Genomic DNA, 20,994 nt, shown 5'->3' with positions numbered 1-20,994 from the left:
CACAAGGCCGCTCCTACAAGGCGTGGTGTTGATATCAGTCGATGAACTTCAAGTCCGAGGGTGCGTCCTGGTCCAGGATCTGCACCGTCTCGCCCAGCTTGCCAGTCTCGGCGTCACGGCGCATGACCACGATCTGGTTGCTCTTCTGGTTCGCCACCAGCAGGAAGCGGTTGCTGGGGTCCAGGGCAAACTCGCGGGGGTGGTCGCCTTCCACGGCGCGGCGCTGCACAAACGTCAGCTTGCCGTCGCCCTTGCCAACCGCAAACACCACGATTTCATTCGCTGTACCGCGATTGCTCACGTACAGGAAGTGCCCGTCGGCCGACAGGTGCAACCCGCCCGCCGCCTTGGCCGTCGACGCAGAGTCTTCGGTCAGTGGCAGGCGCTGACCCTCGGTCAGGCCCGCACCGTTGACATCGAACATCACCACTTCCCCGCTCATTTCCAACGTGAGGTAGGCATGCTGCCCCGTGGCATCGAACAGCAGGTGGCGTGGTCCGCTGCCTGGCGGCAACGCCACCGACGGCGGCGTGGCCGGGCTCAACGGCTGGTCCGGGCTGGCGCCGTCGTAGCGGTAGATGAATACCTTGTCGGCACCGAGGTCGCTAGCGTACAGATATTGCCCATTGGGTGACGACACCAGTGAATGCACATGCCCCCCCGCCTGGCGCTCGCGGTTGACGCCACTGGGCCGGTGTCGCAGTTGCTGCACGACCGGCTTGAGCTGACCGTCCCTGGCTACCGGCATCACTGCCAGGCTGCCGCCGGGGTCAGGGTTGACCGCGTAGTTGGCCACGAACAGGTAGCGCTGGTCATGGCTGAGGCTGGCATGGGTTGGCTCGTCGCCTTGGCTGGCCACCTGGTTGAGCGGCTTGATGTCGCCCTTTGCACTGACACTGAAACTGCTGGCATTGCCGCCCGGGGTTTCATTGACAGCGAACAGCAGGCGGCGGTCGGCCGACAGCACCAGCCACGACGGGCTGACACTTTTCACCACTTGCTGCGGGGTAGGGTCGATGTGGCCCCGTTGTTCGTCGAACTGGTAGCGGTAGATACCCTGGCTGGCACCATCGGTATAGCTGCCCACCAGCAGGGTCGCGGCATGGGTCGGGATAGTCAGGCTCATCAGGCTAGCGGTCAGCAGGGTCGTCCAGGTGCGGTTCATCTTGGTCTTCATCCGGGGCGCGAAAGGCACTCATGCAGACTAGCCGATGCGCGCCGTTGGCATCGTCCAGTTGCCACTCGTCACCCATGGCGGTCGCGCGGCGACCTGCTCGGGGGTAAACGACCAGCGGCGCAGTTGGCGGCCGTCCATGCACTCGACGCGCAGGCCAGTGGTATCGGCGGTGAACTCGAAGGCGTGCAGGCCGTCGATCAGGAGCATGTCGCAGGACTGCAGGGCGTGGCTGAGGGAGGACATTGGGTTACCTGTCAGGGAAGTGCTGCCAGTATAACCCTGTGACATCCCTGTGGGAGATTCTATGGTTCCTGGCAAGGGTAGCCAGGGCATCTTCAGCGCCTGTGAGATCGAGCGCCGCCCGCGCGGCGCAATCGCGAGCTGCGCTCGCTCCTACGTTTGTTTCGGGCCAGTAACGCCTGTGACAGGCGCGCGCGGCCGCCTTGTTTGTACGGCGCGATATTGAGGCATGCACCAAGGCGTTCGCGCGCGAATCCCACAGGAATAATTGGCCCGCAACAAACGTAGGAGCGAGCGCAGCTCGCGATTGCGCCGCCCGCGCGGCGCTCGCTCTAACAGGCGCTGCCATACCTTGTGGCAAACACCTGTCAGCCCTAAGGCGATCCCTGTGGGGGCTGGCTTGCCGGCGATTGGGCCGCAACGCGGCCCCCTGCCTTCAATGGGCGAAAATCGACCCCCCTTGCTTGCCCACCATTTTCTCCGGCTTGATCAGGAACCGCGCCAGGGCCGGCAGCAGCCACAACGCCCCGAACATGTTCCAGAGCAACATGAAGGTCAGCATCAGGCCCATGTCTGCCTGGAACTTGATCGCCGAGAAGATCCAGGTGCACACACCAATGGCCAGGCACAGCCCGGTGAACAGCACTGCCTTGCCAGTCGAGCGCAGGGTCTGGTAATACGCCTCCTGCAACGGCAACCCGGCGCGCAGGAAACTTTCCAGGCGGCTGTAGATGTAGATGCCGTAGTCAACGCCAATGCCCACGCCCAGCGCCACCACCGGCAAGGTGGCCACCTTCACACCGATGCCCATGTAGGCCATCAGCGCGTTACCCAGCACCGAGGTCAGCACCAGCGGCAGAACGATGCACAGGGTGGCGGCCAACGAGCGGAAGGTGATCAGGCACATCACTGCCACACAGATGTACACCAGGATCAGGATGGTCAGTTCGGCCGACTTGATCACCTCGTTGGTCGCGGCCTCGATCCCGGCATTGCCTGCTGCCAGCAGGAACTGCAGGCCCTCCTTGTTGTGGCTGTCGGCAAACGCCTGGGCTACCGCCGTGACCCGCTCCAGGGTTTCGGCCTTGTGGTCGTTGAGGAACACCAGTACCGGCGCCAGCGAGCAGTCACCGTTGTACAGCCCGTCGGCACGGGCGATGGAGTTGTTGAGGATGTCGGGGTTGCGCGACAGGGTTTCCCATTTCAGGCTGCCCTCGTTCATGCCCTTGATCACCTGCTTGGACACAGTGACCAGGGAGATCGCCGACTGGACCCCGGGGGTGTTTTCCATGGTCCACATCAGCTCGTCGATCGGGGTCATGGTCGAGTGGATGGAGCACTGCTCGGCCGGCGTCTTGACCATGATCACCAGCACATCGGAACTGGTCGAGTAGTTGCTGATGACGAAGTTGTTGTCCTGGTTGTAGCGCGAGTCGGGGCGCAGCTCCGGCGCGCCCTGGTCGAGGTCGCCGATTTTCAGGTTCTGGCTGTACCACAGCCCCCCGCCGAAGGCGAGCAGCGCCAGCGCCACCGACACCGGCGCCACCCTGGCGCTGGCAAAGTTCGACAGCAGGCGCCAGAACGGGTGTTCGCGGGTGGCGTCCTTCTTGCTGCGTTCGATGGCCTTCTTGCTGATACCGACATAGGAGATGGCGACCGGCAGCAGGATCAGGTTGGTGAACACGATCACCGCCACCCCGATGGACGCGCCGATGGCCAGCTCGCGAATCACCCCGATGTCGATGATCAGCAGGGTGATGAAGCCCACCGCATCGGCCAGGATGGCGATCATGCCCGGCAGGAACAACTGCCGGAACGTTCGCCGTGCTGCGGTGAGCGCGTTGTCGGCGTCACTCGACTGCAAGGCGATGCCGTTGATCTTCTGCACCCCGTGGGAAATGCCAATGGCGAAGATCAGGAACGGCACCAGCATCGAGTATGGGTCCAGGCCGAAACCCACCGCGTGCATCAGCCCCAGTTGCCAGACCACCGCCACCAGGGTGGTGATGAGCACGGCGATGGTGCTGCGGATACACCAGGTGAACCAGTACAACAGCACCCAGGTGATCACCAGGGCGACGCCGAAGAACATCGCCACCATCACCAGCCCGTCGATCAGGTCACCGACCTTCTTGGCAAAGCCGACAATGTGCACTTTCACATTGGGGTTCTGCGCCTGGAACTTGTCACGCACCTTCTCTTCCAGCAGGTGCGAGAACTGCTGGTAATCCAGTTTCAGCAGCCGGCTGGGGTCCTGCGGGTCAGGGTAGCTTTCCAGCAGTGGCACATCGATGATACTGGACTTGAAGTTGTTGCCGACCAGCCGCCCGACCTGGCCGGACTTGAGCACATTGTCGCGCAGGGTATCGAGGCTGTCCTGAGAGCCGTTGTAGGTGTTGGGGATCACCTCGCCACCGGAAAAGCCCTCTTCCGTGACCTCGCTCCAGCGCACGCTGGGGCTCCACAGCGACTTCAGCCCGGCACGGTCGACGCCAGGCAGGTAAAACACCTCGTCATGGATCTGGCGCAGGGTCTCCATGTAATCCTTGTCGAAAATGTCACCCTTGACCGCCTCCACCGAGATGCGCACGGTGTTGCCGAGGTTGGCCAGGTCATTGCGGTGCTCCATCATCTGCTCGATGAACGGGTGCTGCAGCGGGATCATCTTCTCGAAACTGGTGGAGGGGCGAATCTGCGTCGCCTGCCAGAACAGGAAAATACTGATCAGCACGCACAGGGCGATGACCACGGGGCGGTTGTTGAAGATCAGCCGTTCGAGCAGCGTAGGCTTGTCCTGGTGATGCGGATGCATGGTGATGCTCTCCCGGCTGGTCATTGGCGCGGCTCCTCGGCAATGCGATCGGCACCTTGCGCGGTTGCCAGGTGCACACCGCCCTGGCCCACCAGCAGCAGGCCGCCATCGGCCAGACCACTGACGCCGGCCAGGGCGATGCGGTCGCCACGGTTGTACACGCTGAAGGTCTGGCCATCGTCGGTGCTGCGCAGCACGCTGCCGCCGTTGCCAACCAGCACCAGGGCGCCATCAGCCAGCAGCGCAGCGCCAGCCAGGCCGAATTCCAGGCTGCCGCGCGCGGCCTTCAGTTCGACCTGCTGCCAGCTGTCACCGAAGTCGGCTGAACGGAACAGGTTGCCGCGCAGGCCGTAGGCCAGCAGGGTGCGGGGTGAACGGGTGCCGATCACGCCAAACAGCGAGCCCTCGTAGGGGCCTTGCACCTTGGCCCAGGTCTGGCCGTTATCCGCTGAGCGGAACATGCCGCCCTGCTCGCCAACGATGAACAGGCCGGCATCGCGCACCTGGGTGATGCCGTTGAGGTGCAACTGGTCGGGGTTGTCCAGGCGCTCGGCCACGTCCTGCCAGTGCTGGCCGCCGTCAGTGGTTTCCAGCAAGGCCCCGTAGGCGCCCACGGCAAAGCCATGCCGGGCATCCAGGAAGGTGACATTAAGCAACGGCGCTTCACGGGCAAGGTCTTCGAACTGCTTGGTCCAGGTGGCGCCGCCGTCGCTGCTGGTGAGCACCTGGGCGTCATGGCCGACGGCCCAGCCGCGCTTGTCGTCGATGAAGAACACCGCCGTGAGCAACTGCCGGGTAGGTACCCGGGCCTGGGTCCAGGTGTTGCCCTGGTCGTCGGAGAACAGGATATGGCCGCGATCACCGACCACCACCAGGCGCTTGCCGGCGTGGGTGGCGCCGATCAACAGGCTCTGGCTGGCCTTGGCCGATTCGGTGGAGTACTGGTCGGCACTGGCGGCTTGCACGCTGCCGGCCCACGCGCCCAGTGCCAGCGCCAATGCCGCTGCCAATGGCCAGGCGCGGCGCCTGTTGTGTTCCCTCATGACTGTCCCCTTGGTGTTTTTATTCGGCGGGTCAATGCATTGCAGGCACTGCGAAAAGCCTGATCTAGAGGCCTGCAACAGCTTGAAGGGATCGTAGCGGGGATGTTCGCGGGATTACAACGGGCGGGGTGTTATGTTTTGTTGTCGGCCTGAAAAAGCCAAGGCCGCGGTGCGGCCCATCGCGACACAAGGCCGCTCCTACAATCGCACCTTACCCTGTAGGAGCGGCCTTGTGTCGCGATGGGCTGCAAAGCAGCCCGATTGCCCTCAAGCCAGGCTCTTGCTCACCACTTCATACACATCACTGGACAGCTCACCCGAAGCCAGAATCCGCTCCAGCTCGCCCTTCATCAGCGCCTGGCGCGCCTCGTCATACTTGCGCCAGCGGGTCAGCGGCGCCAGCTGACGCGAAGCAATCTGCGGGTTCAGCGCATTGAGTTCGATCACAAGGTCAGCCAGGAAACGGTAGCCAGAACCATCGGCGGCATGGAAGTTGACTAGGTTCTGCCCGGCAAACGCACCGATCAGCGCACGCACCTTGTTGGGGTTCTTCAGGGTGAACGCCGGGTGCTGCATCAACGCCTTGACCCGCGCCAGCCCGCCCGGCAAGGTGCTGGCCGCCTGCACGCTGAACCACTGGTCCATCACCAGCGGGTTGTCCTTGAAGTGCTCGGCGAACGCCTCCAGCGCTTTCGCCCGCTCGGCCTGGAATGGCGAGTTGACCAGCACCGCCAGCGCGGTCAGGCGCTCGGTCATGTTGTCGCAGTGCTCGAACTGCTCCAGGGTCGCTTCCAGCACGTGCGGCTTGCCGCTCAGCATCAGGTACGACAGGGCGATGTTCTGCAGGCTGCGGCGGGCGAAGTGCTCGGCCGAGGCCACATAGGCAGTGCTGCGCGACGCTTCGCGGTGGGCCTGGTAGCGCGCCCACAACGCGTCGAACAGTTGCTCGGCGATCTGCTGGCGGGCGAACTCGCGGGCGGCATGGATGGCGTCCACGTCGGCCACCTGGCTGATTTCGGTGAGGTAGGCCTCACCCGGCAGCGAGAGCATTTCGGCAACCATGGCCGGGTCCAGCGACGGGTTGCCCAGTACCGTGCCCAAGGCCGTGATCAGGCGCTGGTCCAGTTTCAGGGCTTCGCCACGCTGGTGCTGGCCGATCAGTTCCTGCAATACCTGGACCGCCAGCTGCTGGCCCGCTTCCCAGCGGTTGAAACCATCGCTGTCATGTTGCATCAGGAACATCAACTGGTCGCGGTCGTACGGGAAACTGAGCTTGACCGGGGCGCTGAAGCCACGCAGCAGCGACGGCAGCGGCTTGGCCTGGATACCCTGGAAGGTGAAGGTCTGCTCGGCCTCGGTCACCGACAGCACCCGACTGGTGGCTGGTTCGGCCGCCGTGGCGGCGCCTTCACCTGCCAGTTGCAGCGGCAGGTCGTTGCCGGCAGCATCCAGCAGGCCCAACTCCACCGGGATCACGAACGGCAGCTTCTCGGCCTTGTCCGGGGTGGGCGGGCAGCTTTGGCGGAACGTCAGGCTGTAGGTCTGGGCGGCGGCGTCGTACGCTTCGCTGACTTCCAGGCGCGGGGTGCCTGCCTGACTGTACCAGCGCTTGAACTGGGTAAAGTCCACGCCGTTGGCGTCTTCCATGGCCTTGATGAAGTCGTCGGTGGTCACCGCCTGGCCATCGTGGCGCTCGAAATACAGGTCGCTGCCTTTGCGGAAACCATCGGCACCCAGCAAGGTGCGGACCATGCGCACCACTTCGGCGCCCTTCTCGTACACTGTCAGGGTGTAGAAGTTGGAAATCTCGATGAAGCTGTCCGGGCGCACGGGGTGGGCCATGGGGCCGGCATCTTCGGCAAACTGGTGAGTACGCAGGTAGGCCACGTCCTCGATGCGTTTGACCGTGCGCGAGTTCATGTCGGCACTGAACTCGGCATCGCGGAACACCGTGAACCCTTCCTTCAGCGACAGCTGGAACCAGTCGCGGCACGTGACGCGGTTGCCCGACCAGTTGTGGAAATACTCGTGGGCGACCACACCTTCGACACGCTGGTGCGCGGCATCGGTGGCCGTTTCGGCGCGGGCCAGCACACAGCTGGAGTTGAAGATGTTCAGGCCCTTGTTTTCCATGGCGCCCATGTTGAAGTCGTTGACGGCAACGATCATGAAGATGTCCAGGTCGTATTCACGGCCGTAGACTTCCTCGTCCCAACGCATCGACTTCTTCAGGCTGACCATGGCGTGGTCGCACTTGTCCAGGTTCTCGGGCTCGACATAGATGCGCAGCAGCACATCACGGCCCGACTGGCGCGTGAAGGTGTCTTCGACGCACCACAGGTCACCGGCCACCAAGGCGAACAGGTAGGCTGGCTTCTTGAACGGGTCTTCCCAGGTGGCCCAGTGGCGGCCGTCCTCGGCCGGCCCGCTGCCGGTGGGGTTACCGTTGGACAGCAGCACCGGGTAGCGATGCTGCTCGGCGATCACCGTGGTGGTGAAACTGCTCATCACGTCCGGGCGGTCGAGGTAGTAGGTGATCTTGCGGAACCCCTCGGCCTCGCACTGGGTGCAGAACATCTTGCCGGATTTGTACAAACCTTCGAGCGCAGTGTTGCTTTCCGGGTGGATCTTCACGCTGGTGTCGAGGGTGAAGTGCTCGGCTTGCGGCTGCACGGTCAGGCTGTCACCGTCCAGCTGGTAGTCGGCGGCCTGCAATTCCCGGTCATCCAGCGCGGCACGCAGCAGCTCCAGCTGCTGGCCATCGAGCACCAGCGGCGGCAAGCCGGCACCGCGTGCCGGGTTGCGACGCATCACCAGCTGCGCGTGAACCAGGGTGTGGTCCTCGAACAGCTCGAAGGTCAGGTGCGTCTCGTCGATCAGGTACTCGGGCGCCTGGTAATCCTTCAGGTAGATCACTTGCGGTTGTTCGGTGCGCATGTGCAGGTCCTTTTTACTGGAGCACGGCCAACTGGTAGGCCGTGTACTTGCGAATATTGATCACACCGGTGTCGAAGATCAGGTACTGGCCCTTGATGCCCAGCAGCGTGCCTTCGGCGACCGGGTCCTTGTCCAGGTTGAAGCTGACGATCTTTTGCGGGTAGGCCTGGACCGGGTAGTTGATCTGCACCACTTCGGCGTCCGGCAGCGGCTGGATCGCCTGCAGCCCGAAACGCCCTTGCAGCTCGCCCAGGCGCTCGGCGCACGCGTCGAATACCTGCTCACGAATGGCCGCCAGGTCGAGCACCTCGGCATCGCCCTTGAGCAGTGCACGCCAGTTGGTGCGGTCGGGCACCTGGCTGCGCAGCACGTCTTCGACCAGGCCAGACTGCTGGCGGGTAGCCACGCGCATGATCGGCAGGGCCTGGCTGGCCCCTTGGTCGAGCCACCGGGTGGGCAGCTGGCTGGCGCGGGTGATGCCGACCTTGATCCCTGACGAGTTGGCCAGGTAGACCACATGGTCGGTCATGCAGAACTGTTCGCCCCAGGCCGGTTCACGGCAGGTGCCGGCCTCGTAATGGCATTTTTCCGGGGCCATGATGCACACATCGCACTGGGCCAGCCGGGTCATGCACGGGTAGCAGTAACCTTGGCTGAAGCTGGTCTTGGTGCGCTTGCCGCAATGGCTGCAGTGAATGGCGCCAAGGTATTCCAGGCGCAGGCGCTGGCCGATCAGCGGGTTGACCGGCACCTGCGTGTCACCCAGGCGGAAGCTGTACTGCACCACCGGCGCCTGCAGGCTTACCGCCATTTTGCTCAACGAGCCACGAGCGAGTTCGATCAATGTACCGAGTCCGACTTGAACAGAATGTTGGCGATCGGCGCAGACTTCGACGCGCATTCCTGCGGGCCCATGTAACCGGTGCGCTGGTCTTCTGGCAGGTTTTTCATCTCCCAGGCGATCACGGCCTGCAGCGACAGCTCTTTCTGCTCGGCGGTGAGCTTGCGGCCATCCGACCATTTGCCGATTTCCACGGCCAGTTTCAGGCTTTCGTAGATTTCCGGGGTGATGTTTTCAATCATTTGCGCGAAAGTGGACATACAGTCTCCTGATTCAAGCCGACAGTTTACGCCGGGCCAGCGCCCCACCCAAGAGCCCGGTCAGGCATCCGATGAGCAGCCCGCCTACGTGGGCGGCGTTGGCGATCTGGCCAAGGCCGAGGCTGCCGACCACACCGGTCAGGCACACCACCAGCCAGATCAGCATCATCACCAGCACACCCTTGGGCAGGCTGAAGTAACGGTTCGGTGCCAGCCACTGGAACAGCCATACATGCCCCAGGAGGCCGTACAGTACGCCAGACAGCCCGCCGAACAGGCTCGGCCCGCTGGTGTAGTGCTGCGCCAGGTTGGAGACCAGGCTGTACAGCAGGGTCAGGCCCAGCAGCATCCAGGGGCCCTGGCGCAGCTCGATGCGCTTGCCCAGCTCCCAGTACCACAGGCTGTTCATGGCCAGATGCAGCACGCCGAAGTGCAGCAGCATGGGTGATACCAACCGCCACCATTGCCCTTGGTCGAGGGTTTCTGCCAGCGGGGTGAAATACAGGTAGTCGCCCTGCACCCGGAAGTCGAGGAAGGTAAACCAGCTGATGGTGGTGAAGTTGTCGCCCAGGCTGGTCAGGCCGGCGACGATGAAGCACGCCAGCAGGGTGAGCGTGGTGACCTTGCAGGCCCGGGCCTGTTCTGCCAGGGACGGCACTTTCGCGGCCATTCCAGCTGCCACCGGCTCGGGGGCAGCCGACAGCTCGGCGTTGCCTTGCGGGTAGCGCTGGTAAAGTTCGCGGACGTCTTCGGCCAGGGTGTCGGGCGCCCAGAGTACCTGCACGTCCCCCTCTTCGCTGACCCGGTGCGGCACCTGCAGGCGCTGCAGCATGTGAATGAAGCCGCTGAGGTCGACCGACAGCGGCAGGCGCATCACTTCGATTATGCTCATTGGTTGGCCTGTGGGCGGTCTACGTCGACCCACACGAACTTGTGCGGGTCGATGCGGGTTTCGTCATCCAGCCGGTAGGCCGCCAGCTTGCCGTACAGCACCGCGCTGTAGTCCAGGCAGGCCAGGTTGGGGCGAATCGGCGCGGGGTGGCCGCTGCGCCAGTAGTGGCCGACGAACAGCATCGGCTCGTCTTCGGCATAACGCAGCAAGGCATTTTTCTGGCTGTGGCTGAGCGGCGCATTGGCCACCTCGGCCGGCAGGGCATCAGGCTGGAACACGATGTCGCCGTAGGTTTGCGGGTCTTCCTCCCAGAACTTGGTGCGGAAGAAGGCGCGCGTCAGGCCGTCGCCGCCGGTCAAGGTCAGGCCGTCGGGCAGGCGCATGTCGGTACCGCGCAACAGGCGGTTGCACACGGTGGCGGCGAAGCTGTTGCTCACGGCAGAAGCCTGGATGAAGTGCTCATCGATGCGCCCGTCGGGGTACTGCTGGCGCAGCGGCTCGATCAGTTGTCGGTCCCAGCAGGCGTGTACCAGGCGGAAACGCCCGGCATCGATGAACAACGGCAGTTGGTAGAACCAGTTGACGAAGTCGTGCCAGTCAGCGGGGTGCTGGGCGAACTGGGCCAGGGTTTCGTCGATCAGCCGGGCGTGCCGCGGGGTGTGCTCGCGGACGAAGGCCTTGCCGCTGCCGGGCAGCGCCGGCGTCACCCAGCCCAAGGCGTTGTACTCGTGGTTGCCCATGATGCAGAACGCCTGGCCAGCCTCAACCATGTCGTGGACGAGGTGCAGGGCCTCGCGGATGCGTGGCCCACGGTCGACGATGTCGCCGAGGAACAGCGCCTGGCGCCGTGGGTGGCGCCACACGCCGGCCACGCGCTTGTAGCCGAGGGTATCGAGCAGGCGTTCAAGGGTATGCGCACAACCGTGCACGTCGCCGATGATGTCGAAACTGCGCGCCGGGTCGAGCATCAGTCGTCACTGCTCCCCAGGCGGCTGCCCCAACCAAGCTTGGTGCGGCAGACCTCGTAGTAATTGTGGTCGAGCGGGTGGATCAGGCGCAGCTTCTGCGGTTTTTTGCTGACCGTGATGGTGTCGCCGGGGGCGCAGGTGAAATGGTTCTGGCCATCACAGGAAACCTGCGGGTAGATCTGCAAGTCCTTGGACACCACGATCTTCAGCTCGCTGTTGCCGTCGACCACGATCGGCCGCCCAGACAGGGTGTGCGGGTACATTGGCACGATGACGATGGCGTCCAGCTTGGGGTGCATGATCGGGCCGCCAGCCGACAACGCGTAGGCGGTGGAGCCGGTGGGGGTGGCAACGATCAGGCCGTCGGCCTTCTGGCTGCAGACGAACTGGCCGTCGATATAGATTTCGAACTCGATCATGCGCGTGGACTTGCCTGGGTGCAGCACCACGTCGTTCAGCGCATCGCCCTGGCCAATGGCTTCGTGATGGCGGCGGACCTCGGCCTGCAACAGGAAGCGGTTTTCCACCAGGTAGTGGCCGTCGAGCACCTCGGCGACTTTTTCTTCCAGTTCGTCGGGGCGGATGTCGGTGAGAAAGCCCAGGTTACCCCGGTTGATGCCCAGCACCGGAATGTTGTGACGGGCCAGGGCCCGGGCGGCGCCGAGCAGGCTGCCGTCGCCACCCACCACGATGACCAGGTCGCAGACTTCGCCCAGCAGCTTGCGCGTGGAGGTCTGCAAGCCATGCCCGGGCAGCACTTCGGCAATGGTGTCCTCGAGAATCACGTGCAGGTGGCGGTCGAGGAGGAATTTTTTCAGTCGGCGGATGGTGTCGAGCACCTGCGAGCTACCGAGGCGACCGATGATACCGATATTGCGAAATTGCTCCATGGGGCTCCTGCAAGGCTCTGCGGCGGGTGACGATGCGCCGATTATGGGCGAAACCACCGGGCAGCGGCAAACCGGCTATGCTCGCAGGATGACACCCTTCAGCCAACTCCACGATCTGCCCCGGCAACTGCAGCGCCCGGCCGTACGCGACCTGGCCTGGGCAGTGCTGTCGCCGCCCTTGCTCGCTGGCGCGCCCTGCCCTCAGCGCCACCCGCTGGCGGGCAGCCTGTGGGCACAGCAGCCGCACCGCCTGGAGCAGTGGCTGCGGGCGCTGGAGAAGGATGACCATCCGCTGCGCGACTGGCTGGCGAAACTGGGCAGCCGGCGCCTGGGGCTTTACTACGAACGCCTGTGGCAATTCGCCCTGCGCCACGCACCGGGCATTGAACTGCTGGCCGCCAACTTGGCCATTCGCGAGGGCGGCCTGACCTTGGGCGAGCTGGATGTGCTGCTGCGTGATGCTGACGGGGTCCACCACCTGGAATTGGCGATCAAGCTGTACCTGGGCCCGCCCGGTGGCGGGCACGATACCCAGGCCTGGCTGGGGCCAGGCTGTCATGACCGGCTAGGGGCCAAGCTGGCCCACCTGGCGCAGCACCAGTTGCCGATGTCGCGGGGGGCGCACAGCCAGCAGGCGCTGGCCCGGCTTGGGGCGCAGCAGGTGCAGGCGCATATGTGGCTGGGGGGCTATCTGTTCTATCCGTGGCCTGGGCATGCCGAGGAACCGGAAGGCGCCAACCCGCAGCACCTGCGCGGGCGCTGGGTCAGGCGGCGGGATTGGGCGATGGCGGTTGGCGAGCGCTGGCAACCGCTGCCGCGCAGCGCATGGCTGGCGCCAGCGCGGGTCGAAGCGGCGCTATGCTGGCAGGCAGAGCAGTTTGCAGCGTGGCTGCATGTGCTGGACCCGCAGGCCCCGGCGCAACTGCTGGTAAGGCTTGAGCAGGAGGCCGATGGCGCCTGGCAGGAAGCCGAACGGGTGTTTCTGGTGGCTGACAATTGGCCGCAGCTACGCAGTGATTGACGCAGATCAAGGCTGGCCCGCACAAAAGCCCGTGCAGGCAACACAATTTTCACAGGCCTGGCGCAACTATCTGCTGCCGGTAGCCATTAAAGTGACACCTGAGCGCCAACAAGAGCGCTATCCAAACCTGATGACGAGGACTGATCATGGTTTCATCCACCCCAGCACCGCATTACGCACGCCTGTCCATTGCCCTGCACTGGCTGATGCTGGTGCTGCTGGCCGCTGTCTACGCCCTTATCGAACTGCGTGGCCTGTTCCCCAAGGACAGCGCCGAGCGCAACCTGATGAAAGACCTGCACTTCATGCTTGGCCTCAGTGTCTTCGTGCTGGTCTGGTTGCGCCTGGCGATGCGCCTGAGCCGGCCTACCCCGCCGATCCTGCCCAAGCCGCCCGCCTGGCAGACCGGCCTTGCCCACCTGATGCACCTGGCACTGTACCTGCTGATGATCGGCATGCCGCTGGCCGGCTGGCTGATCCTCAGCGCCGCCGACAAACCGGTACCTTTCTTCGGCCTTGAGCTGCCGCACCTGATCGGCCCGAACCCGGACCAGGCCAAGTTCATCAAGGGCTGGCATGAGCGCGTCGGCAGTTGGGGCTACTGGCTGATCGGCCTGCATGCGCTGGCCGGGCTTTACCACCACTATGTGGTGCGCGACAACACCCTGTTGCGCATGCTGCCCTACAAGTAACCACGTCGGCCTTGCAGGCCGCCGGTATGCACGAAGATCATGCGGCTGCCGGGCGCCAACAGCCCGGCGGCGACATGATCGCGCAGGGCCAACAGGGCCTTGCCGGTATAGAGCGCTTCCAGCGGCACCCCCGTGTGCAGCTCGCAGTCGGCGATGAAGGCCAGCAGTTCGTCGTCGAACCGGGCAAACCCACCTCGGCAGGCCTCATGTAGCTGGTAGCCATGTGCGCCCGCCAGCGCTGCCACCCCTTGCGCCACCCCATGGTCTGCAGGTACCGCCAAGGCGCCATGCACGGTACGCGCGCCCGCCTCGGCCATGGCCAGGCCAGCCACGGTAGTGCCTGTTCCGGCAGCCAACCACCAGCCATCGTAGTCCGGCCAGCCCAGGGCCGAGATCTGCGCCTGCGCCTGCTGCACGATCAGCGCGCAGCCCTGCGCGCCAACCAGCCCACCGCCGCCTTCGGGAATGCACTGCCAGCCCGGATAGCGCGCTTGCCAAGGTTCCCAGAAACCGGGCTGGTGGCGTGCGCGGTAGCCGCCATAACCCAGCCAGTGCAGGTGCATGCCCAGCGCCTGCAGGTCCCGTACGGTGGGCGTGTCCTGGGCATGGCCGCGTAGCAGGCCGGCAGTGGCGAAGCCAAACCGCTTGCCGGCCGCAGCCAGCGCATGCAGGTGGTTGGAGTGGTTGCCACCCAGGCTGATCAGCCCGGGGGCATTGCCTGTGGCGGCCTGCTGCAGGTGGTGGCGGAGCTTGAACCACTTGTTGCCGCTGATCAGCGGATCGATCAGGTCCAGGCGCAGAATGGCAACCTGTACCTGGGCGTGTTGCAACCACGGCAGGTTCAAGCGTTGCAGTGGGGCTTGAGGAAGGTCGAATGCATGCATGGATCGCAGTTTACAGGCAAAGCCCGGGGCAGCGCCTGTGGGCTGCCCCGGGCCGATCTCAGAGCTGCGCCGCCAGCCGCGACCCTTGGTTGATCGCCCGCTTGGCATCCAGCTCGGCCGCCACGTCGGCGCCGCCGATCAAATGCACCGATTGCCCCGCAGCCACCAACCCATCCTGCAGTTCGCGCAGCGGCTCCTGCCCGGCGCAGATCACGACGTTGTCCACGGCCAACACCTGCGGCTCACCGCCCGCCACGCGAATGTGCAAACCGGCATCGTCTATGCCCAGGTACTCGACACTGTTGAGCATCTGCACGCGCTTGTTCTTCAAGCCGGTGCGGTGGATCCAGCCGGTGGTCTTGCCCAACCCGTCCCCCACCTTCGATGCCTTGCGCTGCAGCAGGAACACCTGACGCGCCGGCGCATGCGGCTCGGCCTTGATGCCGGCAACGCCGCCGCGTGCCTCAAGCCGGGTATCGATGCCCCACTCCTTCCAGAACGCATCACGGTCCAGGCTGCTGGCCCGCCCTTCCTGCACCAGGTATTCGGATACATCAAAACCGATACCGCCGGCCCCGATCACGGCGACCGCCTTGCCCACCGGCTTGCGCTCAAGCAGTACATCCAGGTAGCTGAGCACCTTGGCATGCTCGACCCCGGGGATGGCCGGAGTGCGCGGGGCAATGCCAGTGGCCAGGATGATCTCGTCATAGCCGCCCTGCACCAGCGCCTGCACATCCACGCGGGTATTGAGGTGCAGGTCGACGCCAGTGCTTTGCAGCTTGTTGCGGAAGTAGCGCAGCGTTTCGAAGAACTCTTCCTTGCCCGGGACGCGCTTGGCGACATTGAACTGGCCGCCAATTTCGCTGGCAGCGTCGAACAGCGTCACGTGATGGCCGCGCTCGGCGGCAACGGTGGCGGCGGCCAGGCCCGCCGGGCCGGCGCCGACCACGGCAATGCGCTTCGGCGCTGGCGCAGGCAGGTAATTGAGCTCGGTTTCGTGGCAGGCCCGCGGGTTGACCAGGCAACTGGTCAGCTTGCCGCCGAAGGTGTGGTCCAGGCAGGCCTGGTTGCAACCGATGCAGGTATTGATTTCGTCGGCACGACCGGCAGCAGCCTTGTTGACGAAATCCGGGTCGGCCAGGAACGGCCGAGCCATCGAAACCATATCGGCATCCCCTTCGGCCAGCACCGCCTCGGCCACTTCCGGGGTGTTGATGCGGTTGGTGGTAATCAGCGGAATGTTCACCACGCCCCGCAGCTTGGCCGTGACCTTGCTGAACGCCGCGCGCGGGACCTTGGTGGCGATGGTCGGGATCCGCGCCTCATGCCAGCCGATCCCGGTGTTGATCAGGGTAGCGCCGGCCTGCTCGATGGCCTTGGCCAACTGCTCGATTTCCGCCCAGTCGCTGCCGCCCTCGACCAGGTCGAGCATCGACAGGCGGAAGATGATGATGAAGTTCGGCCCTACTGCCGCGCGTACCCGGCTGACGATTTCCACCGCCAGGCGCATGCGGTTTTCGTAGCTGCCGCCCCAACGGTCGGTGCGCTGGTTGGTGTGGGCGGCGAGAAACTGGTTGATGAAGTAACCTTCCGAACCCATGATTTCGACGCCGTCATAACCGGCACGCTGGGCCAGCACTGCGCAATTGACGAAGTCGGCGATCTGCTTCTCGATGCCTTGCTCGTCCAGCTCCTTGGGCTTGAACGGGTTGATCGGCGCCTGTATCGCGCTGGGTGCCACCTGCCGTGGGCTATAGGCATAGCGCCCGGCATGCAGGATTTGCAGGCAGATCTTGCCACCGGCGGCGTGCACCGCCTCGGTGACGATGCGGTGCTGGTCGGCCTCCGCCTCGGTGCTGAGTTTGGCCGCGCCGGAATACACCCCGCCTTCATCATTGGGCGCAATACCGCCCGTGACCATCAGGCCAACGCCGCCCCGGGCACGCTCGGCAAAGTAGGCCGCCATGCGCTCGAAACCCCCGGGACGCTCCTCGAGGCCGGTGTGCATCGAGCCCATCAGGGTGCGGTTGCGCAAGGTGGTGAAGCCAAGGTCCAGCGGGGCAAGCAGGTGCGGGTAACGTTCGGCGGCCATGGAAAGGTCCCCAGGTGGCGTGATTCACGGTGTGCGGGCGCCTCACCGAATGGCGGGCCTCCGTCGTTTGTCTGTCAGCGACATTAAACAGCCGTTTGAATTGGCTCAATGATCGAAACTGACAAGTTATTGATCCTGGCAAACAGGGCGCTTACCCTAGATAGCCTTCGTCAGCCAATGTGCCGTTCTGTTTCATGCGAAAACTTCTGGCAAGCGCCCTGGCGCTGGTAATGATCGCCGCGCTCTGCGGCTACGGTTTCTGGAGCCAGCAGCGCCCGGAAGGCCACTACCTGTCCGACCTGCGCATCGAACTGGCGTTGAACCATGGCGTGCCGGGCGACCGCGGCAACCTGCTGGGTATCGAGCCATTGCTGTTCCCTAGCGACTACCAGAACCTGCAACGCCTGCACCGCAAGCTGGCCGCCTACCTGGAGCAGGCGCGCGCCCAGGGCCTGGTCGGCCCGCGCACCGTGGTCGTGCTGCCGGAACACATCGGTACCTGGCTGTGGGCACGCGGCGAAAAGAACGAGCTGTACCAGGTCACCCAGAGCCGCGAGGCCCAGCAATGGCTGGAACTGAGCAACCCGCTGCGCTACGCGCTGGCCATGGTAGCGGCCGAGGGCGACGACCGGCGTGCCGACGCCCACCTGCGCATGAAGGCCGAGCAGATGGCTGCCGACTATCAACAGCTGTTCGGTGGCCTGGCCAAGGAGTTTGGCGTGACCCTGGTGGCCGGCTCCATCGTGCTGCCCGCCCCCTATGTGCAACAAGGCGTCCTGCATGCCGGGCGTGGCGCACTGTTCAACAGCAGCGTGGTGTTCGCCGGTGACGGTTCCCTGCTCGGCCAACCGCAACGCCAGCAATACCCCGACAGTGACATGCGCCGTTATGTGCAGGAGGGCCGCGATTATCCGCTGCAGGTCGTGCAGACCCCCGCCGGGCGCCTGGGCGTGCTGGTGGGCAGTGACAGCTGGTACCCGCAGAACCATCAGCAACTGGCCAGCCAGGGCGTGCAGCTGGTAGCCAACCCGGTGTTTCTCAGCGGCAAAGGCAGCTGGCAAGCCCCCTGGCGTGGCAACCGCCACCAGGCGGCCAGTGCCGGGCTGGCCGTGCAGCGCGGCCAGGTCAGTGAACAAACGGCTTGGCAACGCCTGACCGAGGCGGCCGGAGCCAGGGTCAGCAGCATGAGCGTGTTCATGCGGGGGCAGTTCTGGGAACACGGCAGTGACGGCCAAGGCTTCGCCCGCCAGGCCGGTGAGTTGCTGGCAGGCACGCCGAGCCCCGGCGCCCGCCTGCTGAACCTGTGGTTGTAAGGCCATGGCCCGCCCCCGCGTGCGCCTGGGCGAGCTGTCGGTCGGCTTTGTTCAGCCGCTGATCGCAGCCCTGCGCGAACTGGGCCACGCCCCCGAACCGCTGCTGCGCCGCTATGGGCTGGAGGCACCGCGCCTGAGCGAAGCCAATGCGCGCCTTTCGATCCCGCGCTACATGCACCTGGGCCATGCGGCCATCGAACAATGTGGCGAAGCCGCGCTGGGCTTGCACATGGGCCGCCTGAGCCGGCTGGCCCAGGCGGGCCTGGCGGGGGTCACTGCAGCCCAGGCGCCTACCGTGGGGGAAGCCGCGCGCACCTTGCTGCGCTTCGAACCGCTGTACGCCGCCAACTACCGCGGCCACTCCAGCTTTCATGAAGACGCCGAAGGTGCCTGGCTGCGTTTCTACTCCATCAGCCCCTACAACGCCTACAACCGCTTTGTGGTGGACTCGGTGCTGGCAGGCTGGCTGGCTCAACTGGCCGACCTGGCGGGTGTTGCGCTGCAGGCCGAGCGCCTCGAAATCGAATTTGCCGCCCCCGCCTACGCCGCGCAGTACCAGGCGCTGTGCAGCACCCCGGTGCAGTTCGCTGCCGACGGTAATCAATTGCGCCTGAGCCGCGCCACCTTGCAGTTGGCCAACCCCAGGCACTGCCCCAGCACCTGGCAGCACCTGCTGCAGTTGTGTGAAGCAGACATGCTGCAGCGCACGCGGGTGCGCAGCCTGGGTGAGCGCATCACCCACCTGCTTGGCCCATTACTCAACGGTGGCCGCGAACCGGACCTGGTCGAGGTAGCCCTGCACTTGCAACTGCCCACCTGGACACTGCGGCGCAAGCTGGCCGAAGAAGGCACGCGGTTTCGTGACCTGCTCAATGAAACACGACGCGACCTGGCCGAGACCTACATCCGTGATACGGAACTGGCGTTCGGCGAGATTGCTTATTTATTGGGGTTCGCTTCGGCCGAGGCCTTCCAGCGCGCGTTCAAGCGCTGGACGGGCCTTACGCCGGGAGAGTTTCGCCGCAGCCAGCGGCGGGCAGGTCAAAGCTCGGTGGCGTCGTCGGCCGGTTCCGGGGTGTCCAGCTCGTAGGCTTGGGATTCGAGTAGTTCTTCCTGGTATTCATCCATGGTCCTGCTCCCTCTTTACTCATTTCATCTTCGTAGTTATCGCCGTCATGCTAAGCCAGTGGCATGACGCAATGATGACAAGCTTATGATCAGGCAACGCGGCCATCGTTCCAGTGAAAACGCGATGCAACGCTGCTCGAGTACCACAAAATCCTTTTTAGGAGGACAGGCGTTCAGGCGCCAGCGGAAATGTTTTCAGGAATTGTCAGCCCAGTCGCAATAGCACTGGCGACGAGCTTGGCACGCTCGCTATCAAGCACCTCATATGCGGCCTGCAGCGTCTGAATCTTGGCCTGGATTTCAGCCATTTTGCCAGTGACCAGCAGTGCACCCTGCACGCAATCGAGGGTATTGCCGCGCCTGGCAGCCAGTATCTCCCCTATTTCGGCAAGCGTGAAACCGCCCCGCTGGGCAGTTTGCACGAAGTTCAGGTCAGCGACGGCCTGCTCGCTGTAACTGCGATAATTGTTGGCTTGCCGCTGGGCCACGATCAGCCCGAGCTGCTCGTAATAGCGCAACGCATGGCGGCCGACGCCGCTGCGGCGCTCCAGCTCCCCGATGTTCATGGCACAAAACCCCTTGACCTTAGAGTGCGCTCTACACCCTAACCTGCGCCCATCTTGCAGACAAGGAAACTGACATGAGCGTGGAATGCTTCGTTACCGGCGGCAGTGGTTTTATCGGCCAGCATCTACTGGCGCGGCTCACCGCCACCGGGCACACCGTGCGGGTGCTGATGCGCCACCCGGAAAACCTCGCCCGGCTCCGTGAACAGGTAGGCCGCCTGGGGGGCAAGCCTGCAGGCGTACAGGCAGTTGCCGGCGATATCGGCACAGAAGGCCTTGGGCTCAGCGAAGCCGACCGCCAACGCGTGTCGGCTGCCGCAGTGGTGTTCCACCTCGCGGCGCACTTCACCTGGGGGCTTTCCCTGGAACATGCCCGTGCCGTGAACGTGCAAGGTGCGCTGCGGGTCGCGCAGCTGGCGGCTAGCCAGGGCACCCGCCTGCTGATGGTGGGCGGCTACATGCTGCAGAATTTCAGCCACCTGGCCAGCATCGGGGTGGATCACGAGGACCCGGAGCATACCGACTGGCCCGCGGTTTACCGCCGCGTAGGCGGTTATGAGGCGAGCAAGCTGGAAGCGCATTTCGCCGTCATCCGCTACATGCAAGGTGCGGGCGCAGCGTACTCGATCGTTCACCCAGCCACGGTCTGCGGCGACAGTGAGCGCGGGCACATCCTCGACGGGCAGCCGTTGGCAGCACTGATTAGCGGCCTGGCGTTGGGCCGGTTCAAGGCCATTCCGGGTTCGCCCAGCCATTGGCTGCCACTGGTCAGCGTCGACTACCTGGTTACCCTGATGGCTTGCGTGGCATTCGACCCTTCAATGGCCAACCGCCAGGTGCTTGCACTCGACCCGCACACCCCTAACCTGCAAGGCTTGCTGGAGGATATCGCCGCCACCCTGCAGGTAAAAGCCCCGCGCCACCATGTGCCGATAGGCGTGCTGAAGTGGTTGTTGGCAATTCCTGGAGTAGCGACCCGCCTGGCAATCAGCCCCGAGTCGCTGAACTTCATCCAGCCGCAGCGCTTCGACCTGAGTTTCAGCGAACAACTGGAACGCAGGTATCAGCTCACTCACCCGAACATCAAACACACATTGGCAAAAACCGTGCGTCACGTCGAACGCAACCTGGGCCACGGCAGCATGCCTGGGGCAAACATACCGACCAACACCTGAACCCACATGGCCGCGCAACCGCCTGCACGTCGCCCCGGCGCGGCAGACCACTCAGGCTGA

At 64.5% G+C, this 20,994-nt stretch carries 17 protein-coding genes and 1 pseudogene; 5 read left to right on the top strand and 13 right to left on the bottom strand.

The window, feature by feature from the left end; translation table 11 throughout:
- Nucleotides 1-34 precede the first annotated feature (34 nt).
- The 10 genes and pseudogenes from L1P09_RS07205 to L1P09_RS07160 all read right to left on the bottom strand — a co-directional run bounded on the left by L1P09_RS07205 (nt 35) and on the right by L1P09_RS07160 (nt 12,060).
- Nucleotides 35-1,165, bottom strand: coding sequence for a lactonase family protein (locus L1P09_RS07205; protein WP_232892707.1), 1,131 nt, complete (start codon nt 1,163-1,165; stop codon nt 35-37).
- Nucleotides 1,131-1,420, bottom strand: a pseudogene (locus L1P09_RS07200) (DUF5629 family protein). The gene L1P09_RS07205 and the pseudogene L1P09_RS07200 overlap by 35 nt, the downstream one beginning before the upstream one ends.
- Nucleotides 1,421-1,853: 433 nt before the next feature.
- Nucleotides 1,854-4,229: an efflux RND transporter permease subunit gene (locus L1P09_RS07195; protein WP_033690558.1), complete on the bottom strand. Its 2,376-nt coding sequence runs from the start codon at nt 4,227-4,229 to the stop codon at nt 1,854-1,856.
- Between the two features lie 20 nt (nt 4,230-4,249).
- Nucleotides 4,250-5,272 carry a WD40/YVTN/BNR-like repeat-containing protein gene (locus L1P09_RS07190; RefSeq protein ID WP_232892708.1) on the bottom strand — a complete coding sequence of 341 codons (1,023 nt, stop codon included), beginning with the start codon at nt 5,270-5,272 and terminating at the stop codon, nt 4,250-4,252.
- Between the two features lie 267 nt (nt 5,273-5,539).
- Nucleotides 5,540-8,209, bottom strand: a complete 2,670-nt coding sequence (gene pepN / locus L1P09_RS07185) for an aminopeptidase N (RefSeq protein WP_110679557.1) — start codon at nt 8,207-8,209, stop codon at nt 5,540-5,542.
- A gap of 13 nt (nt 8,210-8,222) precedes the next feature.
- Nucleotides 8,223-9,053: a DUF2797 domain-containing protein gene (locus tag L1P09_RS07180; RefSeq protein WP_009683746.1), complete on the bottom strand. Its 831-nt coding sequence runs from the start codon at nt 9,051-9,053 to the stop codon at nt 8,223-8,225.
- Entirely contained in the window at nt 9,050-9,310 is a 261-nt protein-coding gene (locus L1P09_RS07175; RefSeq protein ID WP_003260154.1) for a YeaC family protein, read from the bottom strand. The genes L1P09_RS07180 and L1P09_RS07175 overlap by 4 nt, the downstream gene beginning before the upstream one ends.
- A 13-nt stretch (nt 9,311-9,323) precedes the next feature.
- Nucleotides 9,324-10,202 (bottom strand): rhomboid family intramembrane serine protease, encoded by an 879-nt coding sequence (locus L1P09_RS07170; protein ID WP_232892709.1) that lies wholly within the window; start codon nt 10,200-10,202, stop codon nt 9,324-9,326.
- Complete coding sequence (locus tag L1P09_RS07165; RefSeq protein WP_054905314.1) at nt 10,199-11,170, bottom strand: metallophosphoesterase; 972 nt, start codon at nt 11,168-11,170, stop codon at nt 10,199-10,201. The genes L1P09_RS07170 and L1P09_RS07165 overlap by 4 nt, the downstream gene beginning before the upstream one ends.
- Entirely contained in the window at nt 11,170-12,060 is an 891-nt protein-coding gene (locus tag L1P09_RS07160; protein WP_009683749.1) for an NAD(+) kinase, read from the bottom strand. The genes L1P09_RS07165 and L1P09_RS07160 overlap by 1 nt, the downstream gene beginning before the upstream one ends.
- Here L1P09_RS07160 and L1P09_RS07155 point away from each other — a divergent pair.
- Both L1P09_RS07155 and L1P09_RS07150 read left to right on the top strand, forming a co-directional pair.
- On the top strand, nt 12,059-13,081 hold the full coding sequence (locus tag L1P09_RS07155; RefSeq protein WP_054905315.1) for a DUF1853 family protein: 1,023 nt from the start codon (nt 12,059-12,061) through the stop codon (nt 13,079-13,081). The two genes, L1P09_RS07160 and L1P09_RS07155, sit on opposite strands and share 2 nt — an antisense overlap.
- A gap of 146 nt (nt 13,082-13,227) precedes the next feature.
- On the top strand, nt 13,228-13,773 hold the full coding sequence (locus L1P09_RS07150; protein WP_009683752.1) for a cytochrome b: 546 nt from the start codon (nt 13,228-13,230) through the stop codon (nt 13,771-13,773).
- On the opposite strand, the gene L1P09_RS07145 is transcribed toward L1P09_RS07150, so the two are convergent.
- Nucleotides 13,764-14,657 (bottom strand): 1-aminocyclopropane-1-carboxylate deaminase/D-cysteine desulfhydrase, encoded by an 894-nt coding sequence (locus L1P09_RS07145; protein WP_232892710.1) that lies wholly within the window; start codon nt 14,655-14,657, stop codon nt 13,764-13,766. The genes L1P09_RS07150 and L1P09_RS07145 overlap by 10 nt on opposite strands.
- Nucleotides 14,658-14,715: 58 nt before the next feature.
- Nucleotides 14,716-16,752 (bottom strand): NADPH-dependent 2,4-dienoyl-CoA reductase, encoded by a 2,037-nt coding sequence (locus L1P09_RS07140; RefSeq protein ID WP_054905317.1) that lies wholly within the window; start codon nt 16,750-16,752, stop codon nt 14,716-14,718.
- A gap of 194 nt (nt 16,753-16,946) precedes the next feature.
- On the opposite strand from L1P09_RS07140, the gene L1P09_RS07135 reads away from it, so the two are divergent.
- Both L1P09_RS07135 and L1P09_RS07130 read left to right on the top strand, forming a co-directional pair.
- Nucleotides 16,947-18,065 carry a carbon-nitrogen hydrolase family protein gene (locus L1P09_RS07135; RefSeq protein ID WP_110679551.1) on the top strand — a complete coding sequence of 373 codons (1,119 nt, stop codon included), beginning with the start codon at nt 16,947-16,949 and terminating at the stop codon, nt 18,063-18,065.
- 4 nt (nt 18,066-18,069) lie between these two features.
- Nucleotides 18,070-19,155 carry an AraC family transcriptional regulator gene (locus L1P09_RS07130; RefSeq protein WP_232892711.1) on the top strand — a complete coding sequence of 362 codons (1,086 nt, stop codon included), beginning with the start codon at nt 18,070-18,072 and terminating at the stop codon, nt 19,153-19,155.
- 211 nt (nt 19,156-19,366) lie between these two features.
- On the opposite strand, the gene L1P09_RS07125 is transcribed toward L1P09_RS07130, so the two are convergent.
- The gene (locus L1P09_RS07125) at nt 19,367-19,759 is read right to left on the bottom strand and encodes a MerR family transcriptional regulator (RefSeq protein WP_161893111.1); all 393 of its coding nucleotides are present in this window, start codon (nt 19,757-19,759) and stop codon (nt 19,367-19,369) included.
- Between the two features lie 74 nt (nt 19,760-19,833).
- On the opposite strand from L1P09_RS07125, the gene L1P09_RS07120 reads away from it, so the two are divergent.
- Nucleotides 19,834-20,934, top strand: coding sequence for an SDR family oxidoreductase (locus L1P09_RS07120; RefSeq protein WP_232892712.1), 1,101 nt, complete (start codon nt 19,834-19,836; stop codon nt 20,932-20,934).
- Nucleotides 20,935-20,994 lie beyond the last annotated feature (60 nt).

The sequence above is a fragment of the Pseudomonas juntendi genome (genome assembly GCF_021560075.1).
GTDB lineage: Bacteria > Pseudomonadota > Gammaproteobacteria > Pseudomonadales > Pseudomonadaceae > Aquipseudomonas > Aquipseudomonas juntendi.
The sequence above is the reverse complement of the archived record's forward strand: the minus strand, read 5'-3'. Positions and strand labels throughout refer to the sequence as shown.

Bases quoted from the DNA above. Each gene is read 5' to 3' on its own strand.
- L1P09_RS07205 (WP_232892707.1), bottom strand. From the start codon at position 1,165: ATGAACCGCACCTGGACGACCCTGCTGACCGCTAGCCTGATGAGCCTG.
- L1P09_RS07195 (WP_033690558.1), bottom strand. From the start codon at position 4,229: ATGCATCCGCATCACCAGGACAAGCCTACGCTGCTCGAACGGCTGATC.
- L1P09_RS07190 (WP_232892708.1), bottom strand. From the start codon at position 5,272: ATGAGGGAACACAACAGGCGCCGCGCCTGGCCATTGGCAGCGGCATTG.
- pepN (WP_110679557.1), bottom strand. From the start codon at position 8,209: ATGCGCACCGAACAACCGCAAGTGATCTACCTGAAGGATTACCAGGCG.
- L1P09_RS07175 (WP_003260154.1), bottom strand. From the start codon at position 9,310: ATGTCCACTTTCGCGCAAATGATTGAAAACATCACCCCGGAAATCTAC.
- L1P09_RS07170 (WP_232892709.1), bottom strand. From the start codon at position 10,202: ATGAGCATAATCGAAGTGATGCGCCTGCCGCTGTCGGTCGACCTCAGC.
- L1P09_RS07165 (WP_054905314.1), bottom strand. From the start codon at position 11,170: ATGCTCGACCCGGCGCGCAGTTTCGACATCATCGGCGACGTGCACGGT.
- L1P09_RS07155 (WP_054905315.1), top strand. From the start codon at position 12,059: ATGGGGCTCCTGCAAGGCTCTGCGGCGGGTGACGATGCGCCGATTATG.
- L1P09_RS07160 (WP_009683749.1), bottom strand. From the start codon at position 12,060: ATGGAGCAATTTCGCAATATCGGTATCATCGGTCGCCTCGGTAGCTCG.
- L1P09_RS07150 (WP_009683752.1), top strand. From the start codon at position 13,228: ATGGTTTCATCCACCCCAGCACCGCATTACGCACGCCTGTCCATTGCC.
- L1P09_RS07145 (WP_232892710.1), bottom strand. From the start codon at position 14,657: ATGCATGCATTCGACCTTCCTCAAGCCCCACTGCAACGCTTGAACCTG.
- L1P09_RS07140 (WP_054905317.1), bottom strand. From the start codon at position 16,752: ATGGCCGCCGAACGTTACCCGCACCTGCTTGCCCCGCTGGACCTTGGC.
- L1P09_RS07135 (WP_110679551.1), top strand. From the start codon at position 16,947: ATGCGAAAACTTCTGGCAAGCGCCCTGGCGCTGGTAATGATCGCCGCG.
- L1P09_RS07130 (WP_232892711.1), top strand. From the start codon at position 18,070: ATGGCCCGCCCCCGCGTGCGCCTGGGCGAGCTGTCGGTCGGCTTTGTT.
- L1P09_RS07125 (WP_161893111.1), bottom strand. From the start codon at position 19,759: ATGAACATCGGGGAGCTGGAGCGCCGCAGCGGCGTCGGCCGCCATGCG.
- L1P09_RS07120 (WP_232892712.1), top strand. From the start codon at position 19,834: ATGAGCGTGGAATGCTTCGTTACCGGCGGCAGTGGTTTTATCGGCCAG.